General features: G+C 72.3%; 16 protein-coding genes and 1 tRNA gene. 9 read left to right on the top strand and 8 right to left on the bottom strand.

The annotated features are described in order from the left end of the window. Positions 1-77 precede the first annotated feature (77 nt). Positions 78-323, top strand: a complete 246-nt coding sequence (locus tag ACZ58N_RS07580; protein WP_471156750.1) for a hypothetical protein — start codon at positions 78-80, stop codon at positions 321-323. A gap of 71 nt (positions 324-394) precedes the next feature. Here the strand turns inward: ACZ58N_RS07580 and ACZ58N_RS07585 are convergent. After that, positions 395-466 (bottom strand) — tRNA-Cys (locus tag ACZ58N_RS07585). A 195-nt stretch (positions 467-661) separates the two neighbouring features. On the opposite strand from ACZ58N_RS07585, the gene ACZ58N_RS07590 reads away from it, so the two are divergent. The 4 genes from ACZ58N_RS07590 (at position 662) to ACZ58N_RS07605 (ending at position 4,875) form a co-directional block, all read left to right on the top strand. After that, a complete protein-coding gene (locus tag ACZ58N_RS07590) occupies positions 662-2,128 on the top strand; it encodes an MFS transporter (RefSeq protein ID WP_471156753.1) in 1,467 nt (488 codons plus the stop codon). Between the two features lie 108 nt (positions 2,129-2,236). Then, positions 2,237-2,434, top strand: a complete 198-nt coding sequence (locus ACZ58N_RS07595) for a plasmid mobilization protein (RefSeq protein ID WP_471156756.1) — start codon at positions 2,237-2,239, stop codon at positions 2,432-2,434. Beyond that, positions 2,434-2,805: a type II toxin-antitoxin system death-on-curing family toxin gene (locus ACZ58N_RS07600; RefSeq protein ID WP_471156758.1), complete on the top strand. Its 372-nt coding sequence runs from the start codon at positions 2,434-2,436 to the stop codon at positions 2,803-2,805. The genes ACZ58N_RS07595 and ACZ58N_RS07600 overlap by 1 nt, the downstream gene beginning before the upstream one ends. A 285-nt stretch (positions 2,806-3,090) precedes the next feature. Further along, positions 3,091-4,875, top strand: a complete 1,785-nt coding sequence (locus ACZ58N_RS07605) for a DEAD/DEAH box helicase (protein WP_281209574.1) — start codon at positions 3,091-3,093, stop codon at positions 4,873-4,875. 107 nt (positions 4,876-4,982) lie between these two features. Here the strand turns inward: ACZ58N_RS07605 and ACZ58N_RS07610 are convergent, their stop codons facing one another. Then, positions 4,983-6,041, bottom strand: coding sequence for a hypothetical protein (locus tag ACZ58N_RS07610; RefSeq protein WP_471156762.1), 1,059 nt, complete (start codon positions 6,039-6,041; stop codon positions 4,983-4,985). Positions 6,042-6,405: 364 nt separating this feature from the next. On the opposite strand from ACZ58N_RS07610, the gene ACZ58N_RS07615 reads away from it, so the two are divergent. After that, complete coding sequence (locus ACZ58N_RS07615; protein ID WP_069920456.1) at positions 6,406-7,047, top strand: IclR family transcriptional regulator; 642 nt, start codon at positions 6,406-6,408, stop codon at positions 7,045-7,047. Between the two features lie 209 nt (positions 7,048-7,256). After that, a complete protein-coding gene (locus tag ACZ58N_RS07620; protein ID WP_471156764.1) occupies positions 7,257-8,054 on the top strand; it encodes a S16 family serine protease in 798 nt (265 codons plus the stop codon). Here ACZ58N_RS07620 and ACZ58N_RS07625 read toward each other — a convergent pair. The 4 genes from ACZ58N_RS07625 to ACZ58N_RS07640 all read right to left on the bottom strand — a co-directional run bounded on the left by ACZ58N_RS07625 (position 7,984) and on the right by ACZ58N_RS07640 (position 10,758). After that, on the bottom strand, positions 7,984-9,282 hold the full coding sequence (locus ACZ58N_RS07625; protein ID WP_471156766.1) for an MFS transporter: 1,299 nt from the start codon (positions 9,280-9,282) through the stop codon (positions 7,984-7,986). The two genes, ACZ58N_RS07620 and ACZ58N_RS07625, sit on opposite strands and share 71 nt — an antisense overlap. After that, a complete protein-coding gene (locus ACZ58N_RS07630; RefSeq protein ID WP_471156768.1) occupies positions 9,279-9,500 on the bottom strand; it encodes a hypothetical protein in 222 nt (73 codons plus the stop codon). The genes ACZ58N_RS07625 and ACZ58N_RS07630 overlap by 4 nt, the downstream gene beginning before the upstream one ends. Before the next feature lie 86 nt (positions 9,501-9,586). Then, a complete protein-coding gene (locus ACZ58N_RS07635; protein WP_471156771.1) occupies positions 9,587-10,177 on the bottom strand; it encodes an ArsR/SmtB family transcription factor in 591 nt (196 codons plus the stop codon). A gap of 110 nt (positions 10,178-10,287) precedes the next feature. Then, positions 10,288-10,758 (bottom strand): Lrp/AsnC family transcriptional regulator, encoded by a 471-nt coding sequence (locus tag ACZ58N_RS07640; RefSeq protein ID WP_281209580.1) that lies wholly within the window; start codon positions 10,756-10,758, stop codon positions 10,288-10,290. A 133-nt stretch (positions 10,759-10,891) separates the two neighbouring features. On the opposite strand from ACZ58N_RS07640, the gene hppD reads away from it, so the two are divergent. Continuing rightward, positions 10,892-12,037, top strand: coding sequence for a 4-hydroxyphenylpyruvate dioxygenase (gene hppD, locus ACZ58N_RS07645; protein WP_471156775.1), 1,146 nt, complete (start codon positions 10,892-10,894; stop codon positions 12,035-12,037). Between the two features lie 90 nt (positions 12,038-12,127). Here hppD and ACZ58N_RS07650 read toward each other — a convergent pair whose 3' ends face one another. After that, positions 12,128-13,753 carry a hypothetical protein gene (locus tag ACZ58N_RS07650; protein ID WP_471156777.1) on the bottom strand — a complete coding sequence of 542 codons (1,626 nt, stop codon included), beginning with the start codon at positions 13,751-13,753 and terminating at the stop codon, positions 12,128-12,130. Positions 13,754-13,849: 96 nt separating this feature from the next. On the opposite strand from ACZ58N_RS07650, the gene ACZ58N_RS07655 reads away from it, so the two are divergent. Then, the gene (locus ACZ58N_RS07655) at positions 13,850-15,232 is read left to right on the top strand and encodes an FAD-binding oxidoreductase (protein ID WP_471156780.1); all 1,383 of its coding nucleotides are present in this window, start codon (positions 13,850-13,852) and stop codon (positions 15,230-15,232) included. Between the two features lie 53 nt (positions 15,233-15,285). On the opposite strand, the gene ACZ58N_RS07660 is transcribed toward ACZ58N_RS07655, so the two are convergent. Beyond that, on the bottom strand, positions 15,286-15,765 hold the full coding sequence (locus ACZ58N_RS07660; protein ID WP_471156783.1) for an SsgA family sporulation/cell division regulator: 480 nt from the start codon (positions 15,763-15,765) through the stop codon (positions 15,286-15,288). Positions 15,766-15,769: the final 4 nt, after the last annotated feature.

Consider the following 15,769-nt stretch of genomic DNA (forward strand, 5'->3'; position numbering starts at 1 on the left):
CCGAAGCAATGTGTACCGTCAAAGTGGACGACCGAGATCGCGTACATGCCACTGCGGTCCGCCAGCCTCTCGGTCGGATGTTCTTCTGGCCCCTGACCGAGCAGAAGCCCGACCCCCTCCCCCTGGGTGACAAGGGGATCGTGTGGGACACCGGGGCCCGGGTCGCTGTCACCTGTGACGGCCCCTCCGATGCCTTCGAGCTGGAGTTGGGGATCAGTGGGTCCGTGGAGCACATGGAGCCGGGGACCTCGCGGGCGTTGTTCGCGCGGCTGATGACGAAGTACCTGGCGGCCGCCCGGGAGCAGACCCGGTGTGGGCAGTAGGGGCGGGCGGGGCCCCTGGACGTGCTGAAGGCCGTCCAGGGGACCTCCCGCCTCTGGACGGCCTTCAGTAGAAGCCGTGACCGGAATCGAACCGGCGTAACTCGCTTTGCAGGCGAGTCCCTCAACCACTCGGGCACACGGCTGTGGGGTGGTGCTTGGTGGTGCGTGCTGCTCGGTGCTGCTCATGAACGTACGGGGAGTCCCGGGGGTGGGGAAGACGAATCGGGGGGCTGCAATGTGACTGCCATGTCGCGTTCATGGACCTAGGTCGCCCGGCCGAGGCGGAATGGGACTAATTGACAGGGGCGCTCGCGGGCTACGCACCTTACTCTGGGGCGATGAGTGCCCTTGAACCCCGCGTGCCGAGCGGGTCCGATTCCACCGTGCCCGTGCAGCCGCCGCAGTCGCCGCAGCCGTCGCCCGGCGGGATCATGGAGCCGGCGTACCGGGCGCTCAGCATCGGGATCATCTCGGTGATCTTCCTGATCGCGTTCGAGGCCACGGCCGTCGGGACGGCCATGCCCGTCGCCGCGCGGGAGCTGGACGGGATCGCGCTCTACGCGTTCGCGTTCTCCGCCTACTTCACCACCAGCCTGTTCGCCATGGTCCTGTCAGGGCAGTGGTCGGACCGGCAGGGGCCGCTCCGGCCGCTCACCGTCGGCATCGGGGCGTTCGCCGCCGGGCTGGTGTGTTCGGGGACCGCCGGGGCGATGTGGGTGTTCGTCCTCGGGCGGGCCGTGCAGGGTTTCGGTGGCGGGTTGGTCATCGTCGCCCTCTACGTCGTGGTCAGCCGGGCCTACGAGGAGCGGCTGCGGCCCGCGATCATGGCGGCGTTCGCGGCGAGCTGGGTGGTGCCGTCGATCGTCGGCCCGCTCGCCGCCGGTACGGTCACCGAGCACCTCGGGTGGCGGTGGGTGTTCCTCGGCATTCCGGCGCTCGTCATCGTGCCGCTCGCCATAGCGCTGCCCGCGATCCGGCGCACCGCCTCCGGCCCCGTCGAAGGCGGCGGGAGCCCAGCCGCCTTCGACGGGCGGCGGATTCGGCTCGCCCTCGGGATCTCGGCCGGTGCGGCGCTGCTCCAGTACGCCGCCCAGGACCTGCGGTGGTTGTCGTTGCTCCCCGGGGTCGTCGGCGCGGCGCTGCTGGTGCCCGCCGTGCTGGGGCTGCTGCCGCGCGGGACGTACCTGGCGCGGCGCGGGCTGCCGTCCGTGGTGCTGTTGCGCGGGGTGGCGGCGGGGTCGTTCATCGCGGCCGAGAGCTTCGTGCCGCTGATGCTGGTCACCCAGCGGGGGCTGAGCCCGACGCTGGCCGGGTTCTCGCTCGCGCTGGGCGGGGTGACCTGGGCGGCCGGCTCGTGGGTGCAGTCCAAGGGCCGGACGGCGCCCTACCGTGAGCGGCTGATGGTGCTCGGCATGGTGATGGTGGCGTTCGCGATCGCGGCGGCCCCGGCCGTGCTCGTGCAGTCCGTCCCCGTGTGGACCCTGGCCCTCGCCTGGGGGGTGGGCTGCCTCGGCATGGGACTGGTGATCGGCTCGACGAGCGTGCTGCTGCTCAAGCTGTCCCCGCCGCAGGAGGCGGGGACGAACTCCGCCGCGCTGCAGATCTCGGACGCCCTCGCGAACGTGGTCCTGCTGGCCGCGGGCGGCGCCGCCTTCGCCGCGCTGGGCGGGGGAGCGGTCGGGGCGGCGGGGCACGCCGTCGCGGCGGGGGCCTCGCACCCGGCCGCGTTCGTGGTGGTCTTCCTGCCGATGGCGGCCGTCGCGCTCGTCGGCGCCTGGGTCGCGACCCGCCTGGATCCTGCGTAGGCGCCCGGGCCCGACCTCCACCCCGTCCCCGATCCACCCCCGCCCCGCCTTCATCGCGGCGCCGAAATCGGCGTGGCACCGCGTGGTACCGCGCGGTACCGTGGGTGCATGGCCGGACTCAACGTCAGATTCACCGAAGAAGAACTGGACGCCCTGCGCGAGCGCGCCGAGGCGGAGGGCCGCAGCATGCAGTCCTTCGCGCACGACGCGGTCATGGGAGCCGTGAACGAGCACTCCAGGCTGTTCGACGAGGCGGCGGAGCACGTCCTCAAGGCGAGTGCGGAGCTCAACCGGCGACTCGCCTGATGCGCTACCTCACGCTTCCCGAGCTGCTGAACCTCACGGAGCGTCTCGGGGTGAACGAAATCCGCGACTACGGACTGCTCGACTCCGCACTCGCCCGTCCGCAGGCGAGCGTGTTCGGGCAGGACGCCTACCCGGACATCTGGCAGAAGGCCGCGGCCCTGATGGAGTCCCTGGCCCGCAACCACGGGCTGGTCGACGGGAACAAGCGCATCGCCTGGTACGCGACCTGGGTCTTCCTGCACGTGAACGGACACCCGCTCGACGGGGCGTTCGACGTGGACGAGGCCGAGCGGTTCGTGCTGGACGTCTGCCAGGGCGCGCTGGACGTCCCCAAGATCGCCGAGCAGCTCCCGAGGTTCGCCTCTCGGTGAAGCGGCCCGTGGCCAAGCGGCCGAGCCGTGAAGCGCGGCAGGCGGCGCCGCCGGCGAATCCCGGGCACTCCCGGCGCACTCCCGGGCACTCCCGGGCGCTCCCGCGGGACTCCCGCGCGGGGTGCGGTGGGCGTCGTGTGTGACGCTCGCCGCACCCGCCGAGGTCACGGGCCTGTCCCTCCGCGAGGGGCGTGCGCGGGCCGGTAAGGTGGCCCGGTTGTCCTACGTACGACCGCGGATGACCGCGTTACGACCGCGACCCGCGACCGAGACGAACCGGAGACCGTGACTACTACCGCCTCCCACCACCTCTCACCCGCCTTCCCCGGCCGCGCGCCGTGGGGTACCGCCAGCAAGCTGCGTGCCTGGCAGGAGGGTGCCCTGAACCGGTACCTGGAGAAGCAGCCGCGTGACTTCCTCGCGGTGGCGACCCCCGGCGCCGGCAAGACGACCTTCGCGCTGACCCTGGCCTCCTGGCTGCTGCACCACCACGTGGTGCAGCAGGTGACCGTGGTCGCGCCGACCGAACACCTGAAGAAGCAGTGGGCCGAAGCCGCCGCGCGCATAGGGATCCGCCTGGACCCCGAGTACTCGGCCGGCCCGCTGAGCAAGGACTACCACGGCATCGCGGTGACGTACGCGGGCGTCGGCGTGCGCCCGATGCTGCACCGCAACCGCTGTGAGCAGCGCAAGACCCTCGTCATCCTCGACGAGATCCACCACGCGGGCGACTCGAAGTCCTGGGGCGAGGCCTGCCTGGAGGCCTTCGATCCGGCGACCCGCCGGCTGGCCCTGACCGGTACGCCCTTCCGGTCCGACACGAACCCGATCCCCTTCGTCACGTACGAGGAGGGCAACGACGGCATCCGTCGCTCCTCGGCCGACTACACCTACGGCTACGGCAACGCCCTCGGTGACGGCGTCGTCCGGCCCGTGATCTTCCTGTCCTACAGCGGCAACATGCGCTGGCGGACGAAGGCGGGCGACGAGATCGCCGCCCGGCTCGGCGAGCCCATGACCAAGGACGCCATCTCCCAGGCCTGGCGCACGGCGCTCGACGCGCGCGGCGACTGGATGCCGAACGTGCTGCGCGCCGCCGACCAGCGCCTGACCGAGGTCAGGAAGGGCATCCCCGACGCGGGCGGCCTGGTCATCGCCTCCGACCAGGACTCGGCACGCGCCTACGCCAAGCTGATCCGCGAGATCACCGGGACGAAGGCGACCCTGGTGCTCTCCGACGACACCGGCGCCTCGAAGAACATCGACACCTTCAGCGGGAACGACGACCGCTGGATGGTCGCCGTCCGCATGGTGTCCGAGGGCGTCGACGTCCCGCGCCTCGCGGTGGGCGTGTACGCGACGACGATCTCGACACCGCTGTTCTTCGCGCAGGCCGTGGGCCGCTTCGTGCGATCGCGCAGGCGCGGCGAGACCGCGTCCGTGTTCCTTCCGACGATCCCCTACCTCCTCGGCTTCGCCAACGAGATGGAGGTCGAGCGCGACCACGTCCTCGACAAGCCGAAGAAGCAGGGCGAGGAGGATCCGTACGCCGAGTCCGAGAAGGAGATGGACGAGGCGAACAAGCTGGAGGACGAGGACCTCGCCGAGGACGAGCAGATGTCCTTCGAGGCGCTGGAGTCCGACGCCGTCTTCGACCGGGTCCTCTACGACGGCGCCGAGTTCGGCATGCAGGCCCACCCCGGGAGTGAGGAGGAGCAGGACTACCTCGGCATCCCCGGGCTGCTGGAGCCGGACCAGGTGCAGATGCTGCTCCAGAAGCGGCAGTCGCGGCAGATCGCGCACAGTCGGCGCAAGCCGGACGCGGAGGCGGACCTGCTGGAACTGCCGGCCGACCGGCGGCCGGTGGTCTCCCACAAGGAGCTGTTGGAACTGCGCAAGTCGCTGAACACGATGGTGGGCGCGTACGTCCACCAGAGCGGCAAGCCGCACGGGGTGATCCACACCGAGCTGCGCCGCGTGTGCGGCGGACCGCCGAGCGCGGAGGCCACGGCGGGCCAGCTGCGCGAGCGGATCAAGAAGGTCCAGGAGTGGGCCACGCGGATGCGGTAGCGCGTCGCAGCCGTTCCGAGGACGCGTTGCCGCCGTCCCGAGGAATCGATACGGATCGGGGTCCGTGCGCCGCTGCGCACGGACCCCGATCTCGTGGTGCCTAAGGCTTAGGCGTTGGTGCGGCGACGACGGCCGGTGCCGGCGACCAGGGCCGCGCCCATGGCGAGCGCGACGCCGGCGCCACCGATGGCCCAGCTGGTGGCCGCGTCGGAACCGGTCTCCGCGAGCTCACCGGCGGTGGTGGTGCCACCGTTGTTGGTGGTGCCGCCGTTGTTGCTGTTGTCGACGATCGGCGTGGTGGAGGTGCCGCCGTTCGGCTTGGTGCCGGTGTTGCCGCCACCGTTGTTGCCGCCACCGTTGCCGCCGGAGACGATCTTCGACTCGACCCAGACGGTCTCGGACCAGACGTCCTCTTCGACGTTGCTGCCACCGGCGACCGCGATGGCGATGTTGCCCTTGGGGGCGCCCGTGCCGAACTTCACGCGGACGTCGAGCTTGATCTTGCCCGCAGGGATCTGCAGGTCGTCGTTCAGGAGCGCGACCGGCACGCCGCCCTCGCTGATGACCTGAACCGAGTGCCAGGTGCCGTTCCAGAAGACCTGGACCTGGACGTCCTTGCCCCGGAGCTTGCCGTGCTCGTCCTCGACGGCCAGGACGAGCACGTAGCTCTCCTGCGGCTTGTTCTTCGAGTTGTCGACCGCGACGGAGAACTTCGTCCAGGTGCCGGTCTTGAACGTGGCCGGGACGTCCTTGAGCTCCAGGACCGGACCGGTCGCGAGCAGGTCCTCGTCGCCCGCCTCCAGCTCGGCCTCGTCGGCGACGGGCTTGGCGTCCGGGGTCGCCGGCTTGGCGTCGGGCGTGGCCGGGGCCACCGGGGCCACCGGGACCGGCGGGACGACCGGCGGCGCGACCGGGGCGACGGGCGCGACCGGCGCGACGGCGGCGGGGGTCTCGGCCGGGGCCTCGACCTTCTCGGCCGGGGCCTCGGCGGCGGGCTTCGCCTCCGCGGCGGGGGCCTCGGCGGCCGGGGCCTCAGCGGCCGGGGCCGCGTCCGGCGTGGTGACGGCGGTCGGCTGGGCCTCGTCGGCCATCGCCGGCGTCGCCATCAGGACGGTCGGACCCACTACGGCGGCGGCGGCCACGACGGCCATGCGCTTCAGATTCACTGTGAACTTCTCTCCCCTGTGTGAGCTCGGGCCGTGACGGCCCGCCCACCCCCAGCAATTTTTGAACATGATCAGAGTAATGGGCGTGTAAAGCGATTTTCAGCAAATGATCATTACGAATTGATACATGCGTGCGGAGCAATCCGTGCAAAACGGCGGCATGCGCCCGGATTCTGGACGAGGCCTTCCGCTGAGCGGACCCGCTCGCTACTGTCCCCGCATCGAACGCCCCGTGGCAGCGCCGCCGCGGGAGCGCAGCCGGTGCCATGGCCGCTACCGGCGGCCTCTCCGTGCGTCGCCGAGGGACCGGCAGCGCTCCACCCCGTGAGAGTCACCGCCGCCCACCGAAAGAGGGAGAGGCGTCGTGACCGCGGAAACCTCCCAGACTCTCGACCGAGGGCTCAGGGTCCTCAAGCTGCTCGCCGACACCGACCACGGTCTGACTGTCACAGAGCTGTCCAACCGACTCGGTGTGAACCGCACCGTCGTCTACCGCCTGCTCGCCACCCTCGAACAGCACGCCCTGGTCCGCCGTGACCTCGGCGGCCGCGCCCGCGTCGGGCTCGGCGTGCTGCGTCTGGGACGCCAGGTCCACCCCTTGGTACGGGAGGCGGCCCTGCCCGCCCTCAGGTCGCTCGCCGAGGACATCGGGGCCACCGCGCACCTGACCCTCGTCGACGGCACGGAGGCGCTGGCCGTGGCCGTCGTCGAGCCGACCTGGACGGACTACCACGTCGCCTACCGGGCCGGCTTCCGCCACCCGCTGGACCGGGGCGCGGCCGGACGGGCCATCCTGGCGGCCCGTCAGGGGGCACTCATCGAGCCCGGATACACGCTCACCCACGGCGAACTCGAAGCGGGCGCCAGCGGCGCCGCCGCTCCGCTGGTCGGCATCACCGGGCTGGAGGGCAGCGTGGGCGTCGTCATGCTGGCCGACGCGGTACCGGAGCGGGTGGGCCCCCGGGTCGTCGACGCGGCACGCGAGGTCGCCGACGCCCTGCGCTGACCCGGCGACGCCGACCGTCGACCCCGGCCCGGCCGCGAGCCCGGCCGGGTTTCCGTACGCCCGGACGCGGTCGGCCGTGCAGGGCCCGGCGCCGGACCCCGACCCGGTACGCCCGGACCCGACCGCCGGCCCCCGACCCGGGGGTCCGGCTTCGCCGTGCCGGGGCCCGGGGTCGGGGCCCGGACGGGTCGGGTCGGTAGATTGGCCGGGTGCTCTCACGCCTCACACGTCTGCCGCGTCCCGCCGCCCTGGCCGTCTGCGCCGCGCCCGTCCTCGGGCTGTTCGCCGTGGCCGCCCTCGCGCCACTGCCCTACGTGGTCGCCGTGCCCGGGCCCACGGCCGACGTGCTGGGCTCCGACCAGGGCAAACCCGTCATCTCGATCACCGGCGCCCCGGTCCGCGACACCAAGGGGCAGCTCCGCATGACCACCATCCGGGCGACCGGCCCGTCCTCGACGATCAAACTGCACGAGCTGCTCGGGTACTGGTTCGGGACCGGCGAGGCCGTCATGCCCCGCGAGGCGGTCTACCCGTCGGGCGGGAGCGACAAGGAGATCGAGGAGCACAACCTGGAGGAGATGACCAAGTCCCAGTCCGCCGCCTCCCAGGCCGCCCTCGGGTTCCTGCACAAGGATCCGAAGGACGTCAAGGTCGAACTGAACCTCGCCGACGTCGGCGGCCCGAGCGCCGGGCTCCTCTTCTCCCTCGGCATCGTCGACAAGCTCGACGGCGACGGCAGCGGTGCGGACCTCACGGGCGGCCGGAGCATCGCCGGTACGGGAACCATCGGCGCGGACGGAGCGGTCGGCCCGGTCGGCGGGGTGGGTCTGAAGACCCAGGCCGCGAAGCGCGACGGGGCGAGCGTGTTCCTCGTGCCGAAGGCCGAATGCTCCGATGCGCAGGCGGAGTTGCCCGAGGGGCTGCGGCTGATCCCGGTCACTTCGCTGACGGACGCGGTGAACTCCCTGCGGGCGCTGAACCGGAACGGAGAGGTTCCGTCCTGCTGATCCGCGACGTGCTGCGGTCCAGGCCGCGCCAGACCGGGAAGAGCAGCGGCGTCAGCGTGGTCAGCACGTAGACGCCGCCGAAGAGGAGCAGCGCGGGCACGATCCCGAAGCCGTCGACGAGCAGCCCCGCGGCGAGTCCGCCCATCGGCATGGCCAGTTCGCCGCCCGCCGTGGACACGCTGGAGACGCGGCTGCGGAGCTCCTCCGGCACCAACTCGTAAACGACGGTGCTCAGGATCGGGTTGAGCACGCCCGCGCCCAGGCCGGCCAGCGCCATGGTGACCGCGAGCGGCAGCGGGGTGTCGGTGAAGGCGGCGACGAGGTAGCGGGGGCCGCCGCAGAGCAGGAAGGCCACCGCGAACACCGCGCGGCGGGGGAACCGCTCACCCCACATCCCGTACAGCAGGGCCCCCAGCAGCGCGAAGCCGCCGAACAGGGAGACCATCAGGCCGAGGGCGGTGGGGCCGCCGAGTGCCTCGTCGCCGTGGACCGGCAGCAGGACCGCGGACCAGCCCTGGTCCAGCCCGTTGGTCACCATCACCATCACGGTGATGCCCAGGAGCAGCCGCGAGCGGGTCAGGAAGGCCCATCCTTCGACGAGTTCGGTCCGGTACGAGGCGAACGAGACCTTCCCGGTGCGGCGTTGGGGCTCGGCGGCCGGAACTCCGCGCAGGAAGGCGGTGACCAGCAGCGAGGAGGCGGCGAAGGTGGCCGCGTCCACGAGCAGTACCGTCTCGGCGCCGAAGGCGGCGATCAGCAGGCCCGCCACGGCGGCGCCGATCATCCGGGCCCCGCGCGAGACGGCGTCGTAGAGGCTCGCAGCCCGTGCCAGGGTGGTCCCGGCGTGCTCGGCGAGGCTGGGCAGCAACACGTAGCGGGCGGTGAGGCCCGGGGTGTGCACGAGGCCGCTGACGGCCATCAGCGCGCACAGCATCCAGAACTCCAGCAGCCCCGCGTGGTGCAGCAGCGGGACCGCGCCGACGGCGACGGCGCAGACCAGGTCGGAGGCGGCGGAGACCCGACGGCGGCCGATCCGGTCGATGACGGGACCGCCGACGAGCGCGGCCACGACGACAGGCAGGGTGGCGCAGAAGGCGACGATCCCGGCCCGGCCGGCGCTGCCCGTGGTCTGGAGCACGAACCACGGAATGCCGATCAGGGTCAGTGAACTTCCGGCTATGGAGATCGTGTTGGCGGCCAGCACCGCCGCGAAGGGCCGCCGGTTCACGCGACGTGTCGGTGGATGCGGGCGTGGACGTGCGCCGGCTGCATCAGCCGGATCCCGGCGGCCACCAGCGCCTCCCCGAGGCGGTTCCGCAGGGCCGGCAGGGCGGGCGCGGCGCTGACGGCGGGGTCGGCCCCCTGGGCGAGGTGCCAGGTGGCGGCCTCGGCGGCGAGCTCGGTGGTGCGGGCGGCGTGGTTCAGGGCGTGGTCGAAGGCGTGCACGGCAGGACTCCTTCAGGGCATGGGTGGGAGCGCCGTGTGGGGGCGGGGGCGGCGCGGAGGGGAGCGGTGCGGGAGGGGCGGGCCGGCTACGCGGGGTCGGCGCGCGGCAGCGTGTGCGTGTGGACGCGGACGGCCCGCGTCCCTTCGGTGGCCGGCAGGTCCCGGTAGCTGTTGACCAGGTCGTGCATCCGGTGCGTCAGCTCGTGGGCCTGCTCGGGGGTGAGTCGCAGCGTGAAGTCACTGATGTCCGAGGCGGCGCGCCATTCCTTGCTCCAGTGGGCGGCGTTGCCGATCCAGGTGTTGACCTCCTGCGCGTGGATCGTGGCGATCTCGTGCAGGAAGGCGTCGGCGGCGCCGCGCGTCTCGGGGTCGTCCTCGTACATGAGCGTCTCGTCGAACGTGGTGCCGTCGTGAGCCGACCGCCACCAGCGCTCGCGCCCCTTGCCGTGCCCGGGGGCGTCCTCGACGAACCCATGCGCGGCGAGCTGGCGCAGGTGGTAGCTGGTGGCCCCGCTGGACTCGCCGAGCCGCTGCGCCAGCTGTGAGGCGGTGGCCGGCCCGTCCAGACGGAGCGTGGACAGGATGCGGATGCGCAGCGGGTGGGCGAGGCCGCGCAGCGAACGGGCGTCCAGGGTGCGGACGTTGAGTGCGGGGTCTTCGGTGTTTTCCTCGGGCATGCCTCAACGATAGAGTTGCAAAGGTTTCTGTGCAAGGGATTCTTTGCAGAGAAATCTTTGTAACTTCCCGGGGTCGGGAACCCGGCGCGCCCGGTGGTGGCGCGGCGCCCTCAGTCGTCCTCCGCCGCCTGCTCCACCAGGGGGATGATCCGCAGCGGGACGGGGTTCTCCATCACGATCGCCGTCGAGGCCCGCACGATCCCCTCGAAGCCCACGACGCGGTCGATCACCCGCTGGAGATCGGCGTTGGACCGCGCCACCAGGCGGCACAGCATGTCCCCGTGCCCCGTGGTCGTGTGCAGCTCCAGCACCTCCGGCACCCCGTCCAGGTGGGCCCGTACGTCGGCGCCCTGCCCCTGCTTGATCTCCAGGGTGGCGAAGGCCGTCACCGGGTACCCGAGGGCCGTCGGGTCCACCTGGGGGCCGAAGCCGCGGATGACGCCCTTCGCCTGGAGCCGGTCCAGGCGCGCCTGGACCGTGCCGCGGGCCACCCCGAGCCGACGCGAGGCCTCCAGCACGCCGATCCGCGGCTCGCGGGCCAGCAGGACGATGAGCCGACCGTCGAGCTCGTCGATTCCCATGGGGTTCCTCCCGGCGTTCCGGAGCTGGTCATACTGCACAGATCTCTCAGTCATCCTGCGGCCGGGCTGGTCAGTATGTACAGCCAAAATCGAAACTATTGCGCAGCTTGTGGAAGGGCGGGAATCTGCGCTCATGACTGAGACCCTCGAAACCACCCCGGCCACCGCGCGTGAGGCAGACCCCTTCCCGGTGAAGGGCATGGACGCGGTCGTCTTCGCCGTCGGCAACGCCAAGCAGGCCGCGCACTACTACTCGACCGCCTTCGGCATGAAGCTCGTGGCCTACTCCGGACCGGAGAACGGCAGCCGCGAGACCGCGAGCTACGTCCTGACCAACGGCTCCGCGCGCTTCGTCCTGACCTCGGTCATCAAGCCCGCCACGGACCACGGCCGCTTCCTCGCCGAGCACGTCGCCGAGCACGGCGACGGGGTCATCGACCTCGCCATCGAGGTCCCGGACGCCCGCGCCGCGTACGAGTACGCCGTCGCGCAGGGCGCCCGCGGCCTGGACGAGCCGTACGAGGTCAAGGACGAGCACGGCACCGTCGTCCTCGCCGCGATCGCCACGTACGGGCAGACGCGCCACACCCTGGTCGAGCGCGGCGCGTACACCGGCCCCTACCTGCCGGGCTACGTGGCCGTCGAGCCGATGGTCGCCCCGCCCGCCAAGCGGACCTTCCAGGCCATCGACCACTGCGTCGGCAACGTGGAACTCGGCCGCATGAACGAGTGGGTCGCCTTCTACAACAAGGTCATGGGCTTCACGAACATGAAGGAGTTCGTGGGCGACGACATCGCGACCGAGTACTCGGCGCTGATGTCCAAGGTCGTCGCGGACGGCACCAAGAAGGTCAAGTTCCCGATCAACGAGCCGGCGATCGCGAAGAAGAAGTCGCAGATCGACGAGTACCTGGAGTTCTACGGCGGCCCCGGCGTCCAGCACATCGCCCTCGCCTCGAACGACATCGTCGCGACCGTCCGCACCATGCGCGCGGCGGGCGTCCAGTTCCTGTCCGTCCCGGACAGCTACTACGACACCCTCGGCGAGTGGGTCGGCGACACCCGGGTGCCGATCGACGAGCTGCGCGAGCTGAAGATCCTGGCCGACCGCGACGAGGACGGCTACCTGCTGCAGATCTTCACCAAGCCGGTGCAGGACAAGCCGACCGTCTTCTTCGAGATCATCGAGCGCCACGGCTCGATGGGCTTCGGCAAGGGCAACTTCAAGGCCCTGTTCGAGGCCATCGAGCGCGAGCAGGACAAGCGCGGCAACCTGTAGCCGTCGCGCGGGTCACCTCCGCCGCGCCGATCACGTCCGAGGACCCCGCTCCCGGCCCCGCCCTCCGGCGGGGCCGGGAGCGCCCCGCGTTCAGCGGGCCGAGGGGGCGGGCTTCGGCGCCGCGGGCTTCGGGGCGGCCGGCTTCGGGGCGGCCGGCTTCCCGTCGCTCTTCGCGTCCGGCTTGGGGGCCGCCTTCGGGGCGGTCGTCGGGTCCGCCTTCGGTTCCGCCTTCGGAGCCGGCCTGGGCTTCGGCTTCGGCTTCGGACGGGGCTTCGGCATCTCCGGCGCCACCCACGGCTTGCTGGGCTGCATGTTCTCCGGGCCGCCCGCCGCCTGCTGTCCGATCGCGGCCAGCGCCTCCTTCGCCAACGGTCCCCGGACCGGCGAGAAGAGCGGGTTCGTCCGCAGCGTCTCCTGGAGGTGCCGGCGGGCGGCCTCGTCGTCGCCCAGACCCCGCTCGATCATCGCCCGGTGGTAGGAGAACTCGGCGTTGCGCAGCCCGAGTTCGGTGGCCTTCTTCGCGTACTCCAACGCCGCCGCGTCCTCGCCCAGCTTGTGCAGGGCCCACCCCAACGCGTCCGCGACCTGCACGCTCTTGTGCCGCGACCACTCCGCCGACAACCGGCGCACCGCCGCCGACGGATCGCCGTGGTCCGCCTCGAACAGGCCGAGCACCAACTCCTCGTTCACCCCGTTCGTCGTGCCCCGTGCCGACAGCGCCGACAGCGACGCGTACGGCGCGCGCGCCTCCTCCTCCCGGCCCAGCGACTGCAACAGCTCGCCCAGCTCCAGCGCCAGCCGCGGCGCCGGGGTGCGGCCCAGCGCCAGCCGGTAGTCCCGCACCGCCTCCCCGGAACGGCCCAGCGCGGCCAGGGCGCGGGCCCGGCCGCCCAGCGCGTCCGATTGCGCGGGGTCGGTCCGCAGCGCGGCCTCGAACTGCCGCATCGCCTCGGCCGTCTCGCCCCGCTCCCAGGACATCTCCCCGAGCCGGTACAGGACGTACGCCTTCTCCGCGGGCGCCTTCGCCGCGCCCCCCGCGTGCTCCAGCGACACCACCGCGTCCTCGCGCCAGCCCCGGTCCCGGTAGACCTGGGCGGCCCTCAGGTGGGACACCAGGCCCGGCCGGAGCTCCGACAGCCGCTCCATGGCCTTCTCCGCGGCCTTGTAGTCGCCGAGGCCCGTGTACGCGTCCACCAGGACCGGGTACGCGGTCCAGCGCTTCGGGGCCTGTGCCCGGACCAGCTCGCCCCACTTCTTGCCCGTCCCGAAGTCCCGCCGGGCGTTGGCCAGCGCGCCCATGGCCGTCATCGCGTCGTAGTTGCCCTTCTCCGCGGGCCGCACCTCCAGCGACCGCTTGAGAGCCTTCTCCGCCTTCGGGAACCAGCCGGGATCGGCCGTGCGCCGCGACTGCTCCAGGTACGCCGACCCGAGCACCGCCCACGACGCGTCGTCGTCGGGATGCCCCGCGACCCACTGCTCCCGGTCCGCCACCAGCGCCGTCAGGTCCACCGCCGCCGGCGGCGCGCCCATGCCGACCGCCGAGGCGGCCCGCTCGGTGGGCCCCGGCGGCCGTGCGTCGTCGGCCGTGCGGGCCGGGCGGATCAGCAGGGCGCCCGCGATCAGGACCACGGCGACCGCGGCCGCCACGACCGTCTTGCGGCCGGTGAAGGTCACGGGCGGCGCGGGCTGCTGCGATTCCTCGTCGATACGGTCCATGGGGTCACTGTGCGTCAATATGAAGAGCGTGCGGAGGTGCCCGAAGCCGGTCGCGGCCGTGTTCACACCGATGGCCCCGGCTGTCACGCTGGCCCCATGGCTGATGACCTCTCCGCACGGCTCTTCGCGCGCCTCGCCGAAGGACTCCCTCCCGAAGCCCTCCTGACCGACCCTCAGGTGACCGCCTCCTACTCCACCGACATGGCGAGCTTCTGCGCCGCCGGCACCCCGGCCGTCGTCGCCCTGCCCCGGACCGTCGAACAGGTCCAGCACGTCCTGCGCACCGCCACCGCCCTGCGGGTCCCCGTCGTCCCGCAGGGCGCCCGTACGGGCCTGTCGGGCGGCGCCAACGCCGCCGACGGCTGCATCGTGCTGTCCCTCGTCAGGATGGACCGCATCCTGGAGATCTCCGCCGTCGACCGGATCGCCGTCGTCGAGCCCGGCGTGGTCAACGCGGTGCTCTCGCGGGCCGTCGCCGAGCAGGGCCTCTACTACCCGCCCGACCCCTCCAGCTGGGAGCAGTGCACCATCGGCGGGAACATCGGCACCGCCTCGGGCGGCCTGTGCTGCGTCAAGTACGGGGTCACCGCCGAGTACGTGCTCGGCCTCGACGTGGTCCTCGCCGACGGCCGGCTGATGCGCACCGGGCGGCGCACGGCCAAGGGGGTCGCCGGATACGACCTGACCCGGCTCTTCGTGGGCTCCGAGGGTAGCCTCGGCGTCGTCGTCCGGGCCGTTCTCGCCCTGCGGCCCGCGCCGCCCCGGCAGCTGGCGCTGGCCGCCGAGTTCCCCTCCGTGGCCGCCGCCTGCGAGGCCGTGTGCGCCGTCATGGAGGCGGGCCTGGCGCCCTCGCTGCTGGAGCTGATGGACCGCACGACGGTCCGCGCCGTCAACGCCCTCGGGAGGATGGGCCTGCCCGAGAGCACCGAGGCCCTGCTGCTGGCCGCCTTCGACACCCCGGACGCGGCCGCCGGACTCGACGCCGTCGCCGCCCTGTGCGCTGCCGCCGGGGCCACCGACGTCGTGCCCGCCGAGGACGAGGCGGAGTCCGAACTGCTGCTCCAGGCCCGGCGGATGTCCCTGACCGCGCTGGAGGCGCTGCGGCCCGCGACGATGATCGACGACGTGTGCGTCCCGCGGTCGCGGCTCGCCGAGATGCTCGACGGCACGGCCGCCATCGCCCGGACGCACGATCTGCTCATCGGCGTCTGCGCGCACGCGGGCGACGGCAACACCCACCCGGTCGTCTGCTTCGACCCCGCCGACGAGGACGAGGCGCGGCGGGCCCGCGCGTCCTTCGACGCGATCATGGAGTTGGGGCTGGAGCTGGGCGGCACCATCACCGGCGAACACGGCGTCGGCGTACTGAAGAAGGAGTGGCTGGCCCGCGAACTGGGGCCGGTCGGGCTGGAGATGCAGCGCAACGTCAAGCACGCCTTCGACCCGCTCGGCCTGTTGAACCCGGGCAAGCTCTTCTGACGCGACCCACCGGGAGCGGTGTGCCGTCCGGTCCCGCACCTGACCTCCCCGCATCACGCGTCCCCGTCCGCCGACTCGTCCGAGGGCCACGGGTCCCGCAGCCACAGGTCGTCGGCCGGGGTCGGCGCGAGCAGTTCCGCCAGTGCCGCGTCCAGGCCGAGCCGGTCGGCCTCGGTCCCCGGCGGGACCACGCGCAGCGTCCGCTCCAGCCAGGCGGAGACGGAACCGGCCGGCGCCTCCAGCAGGGCGTCGCCGTCGGGGGAGCTGAGGGCCATGCACAGGACCGCCTTGCCGTCGATCTTCGTCGGCCAGATCCGGACGTCCCCGTGCCCGCACGGACGGAACACCCCCTCGACGAGCAGCTCGCGGGCGAACGTCCAGTTGACGGGTGCGCTGGAGCCGGTGTGGAAGGTGATGTGCACCGCGAACGGGTCGTCGAGGAGGTAGAGCAGGCGGGCGGGGACGGGGACGGCGCGTTCCGGGGACAGGACCAGCTTGAGTTCCAGCTCGCGTTCGATGACGGGGTGGTGCATGACG

The sequence above is a fragment of the Streptomyces sp. NPDC040432 genome, assembly GCF_055595445.1.

Excerpts from the sequence above, each read along its gene's own strand:
- ACZ58N_RS07580 (WP_471156750.1), top strand. The coding sequence starts at position 78 with ATGTTCTTCTGGCCCCTGACCGAGCAGAAGCCCGACCCCCTCCCCCTG.
- ACZ58N_RS07590 (WP_471156753.1), top strand. The coding sequence starts at position 662 with ATGAGTGCCCTTGAACCCCGCGTGCCGAGCGGGTCCGATTCCACCGTG.
- ACZ58N_RS07595 (WP_471156756.1), top strand. The coding sequence starts at position 2,237 with ATGGCCGGACTCAACGTCAGATTCACCGAAGAAGAACTGGACGCCCTG.
- ACZ58N_RS07600 (WP_471156758.1), top strand. The coding sequence starts at position 2,434 with ATGCGCTACCTCACGCTTCCCGAGCTGCTGAACCTCACGGAGCGTCTC.
- ACZ58N_RS07635 (WP_471156771.1), bottom strand. The coding sequence starts at position 10,177 with ATGCCCGAGGAAAACACCGAAGACCCCGCACTCAACGTCCGCACCCTG.
- ACZ58N_RS07640 (WP_281209580.1), bottom strand. The coding sequence starts at position 10,758 with ATGGGAATCGACGAGCTCGACGGTCGGCTCATCGTCCTGCTGGCCCGC.
- hppD (WP_471156775.1), top strand. The coding sequence starts at position 10,892 with ATGACTGAGACCCTCGAAACCACCCCGGCCACCGCGCGTGAGGCAGAC.
- ACZ58N_RS07650 (WP_471156777.1), bottom strand. The coding sequence starts at position 13,753 with ATGGACCGTATCGACGAGGAATCGCAGCAGCCCGCGCCGCCCGTGACC.
- ACZ58N_RS07655 (WP_471156780.1), top strand. The coding sequence starts at position 13,850 with ATGGCTGATGACCTCTCCGCACGGCTCTTCGCGCGCCTCGCCGAAGGA.
- ACZ58N_RS07660 (WP_471156783.1), bottom strand. The coding sequence starts at position 15,765 with ATGCACCACCCCGTCATCGAACGCGAGCTGGAACTCAAGCTGGTCCTG.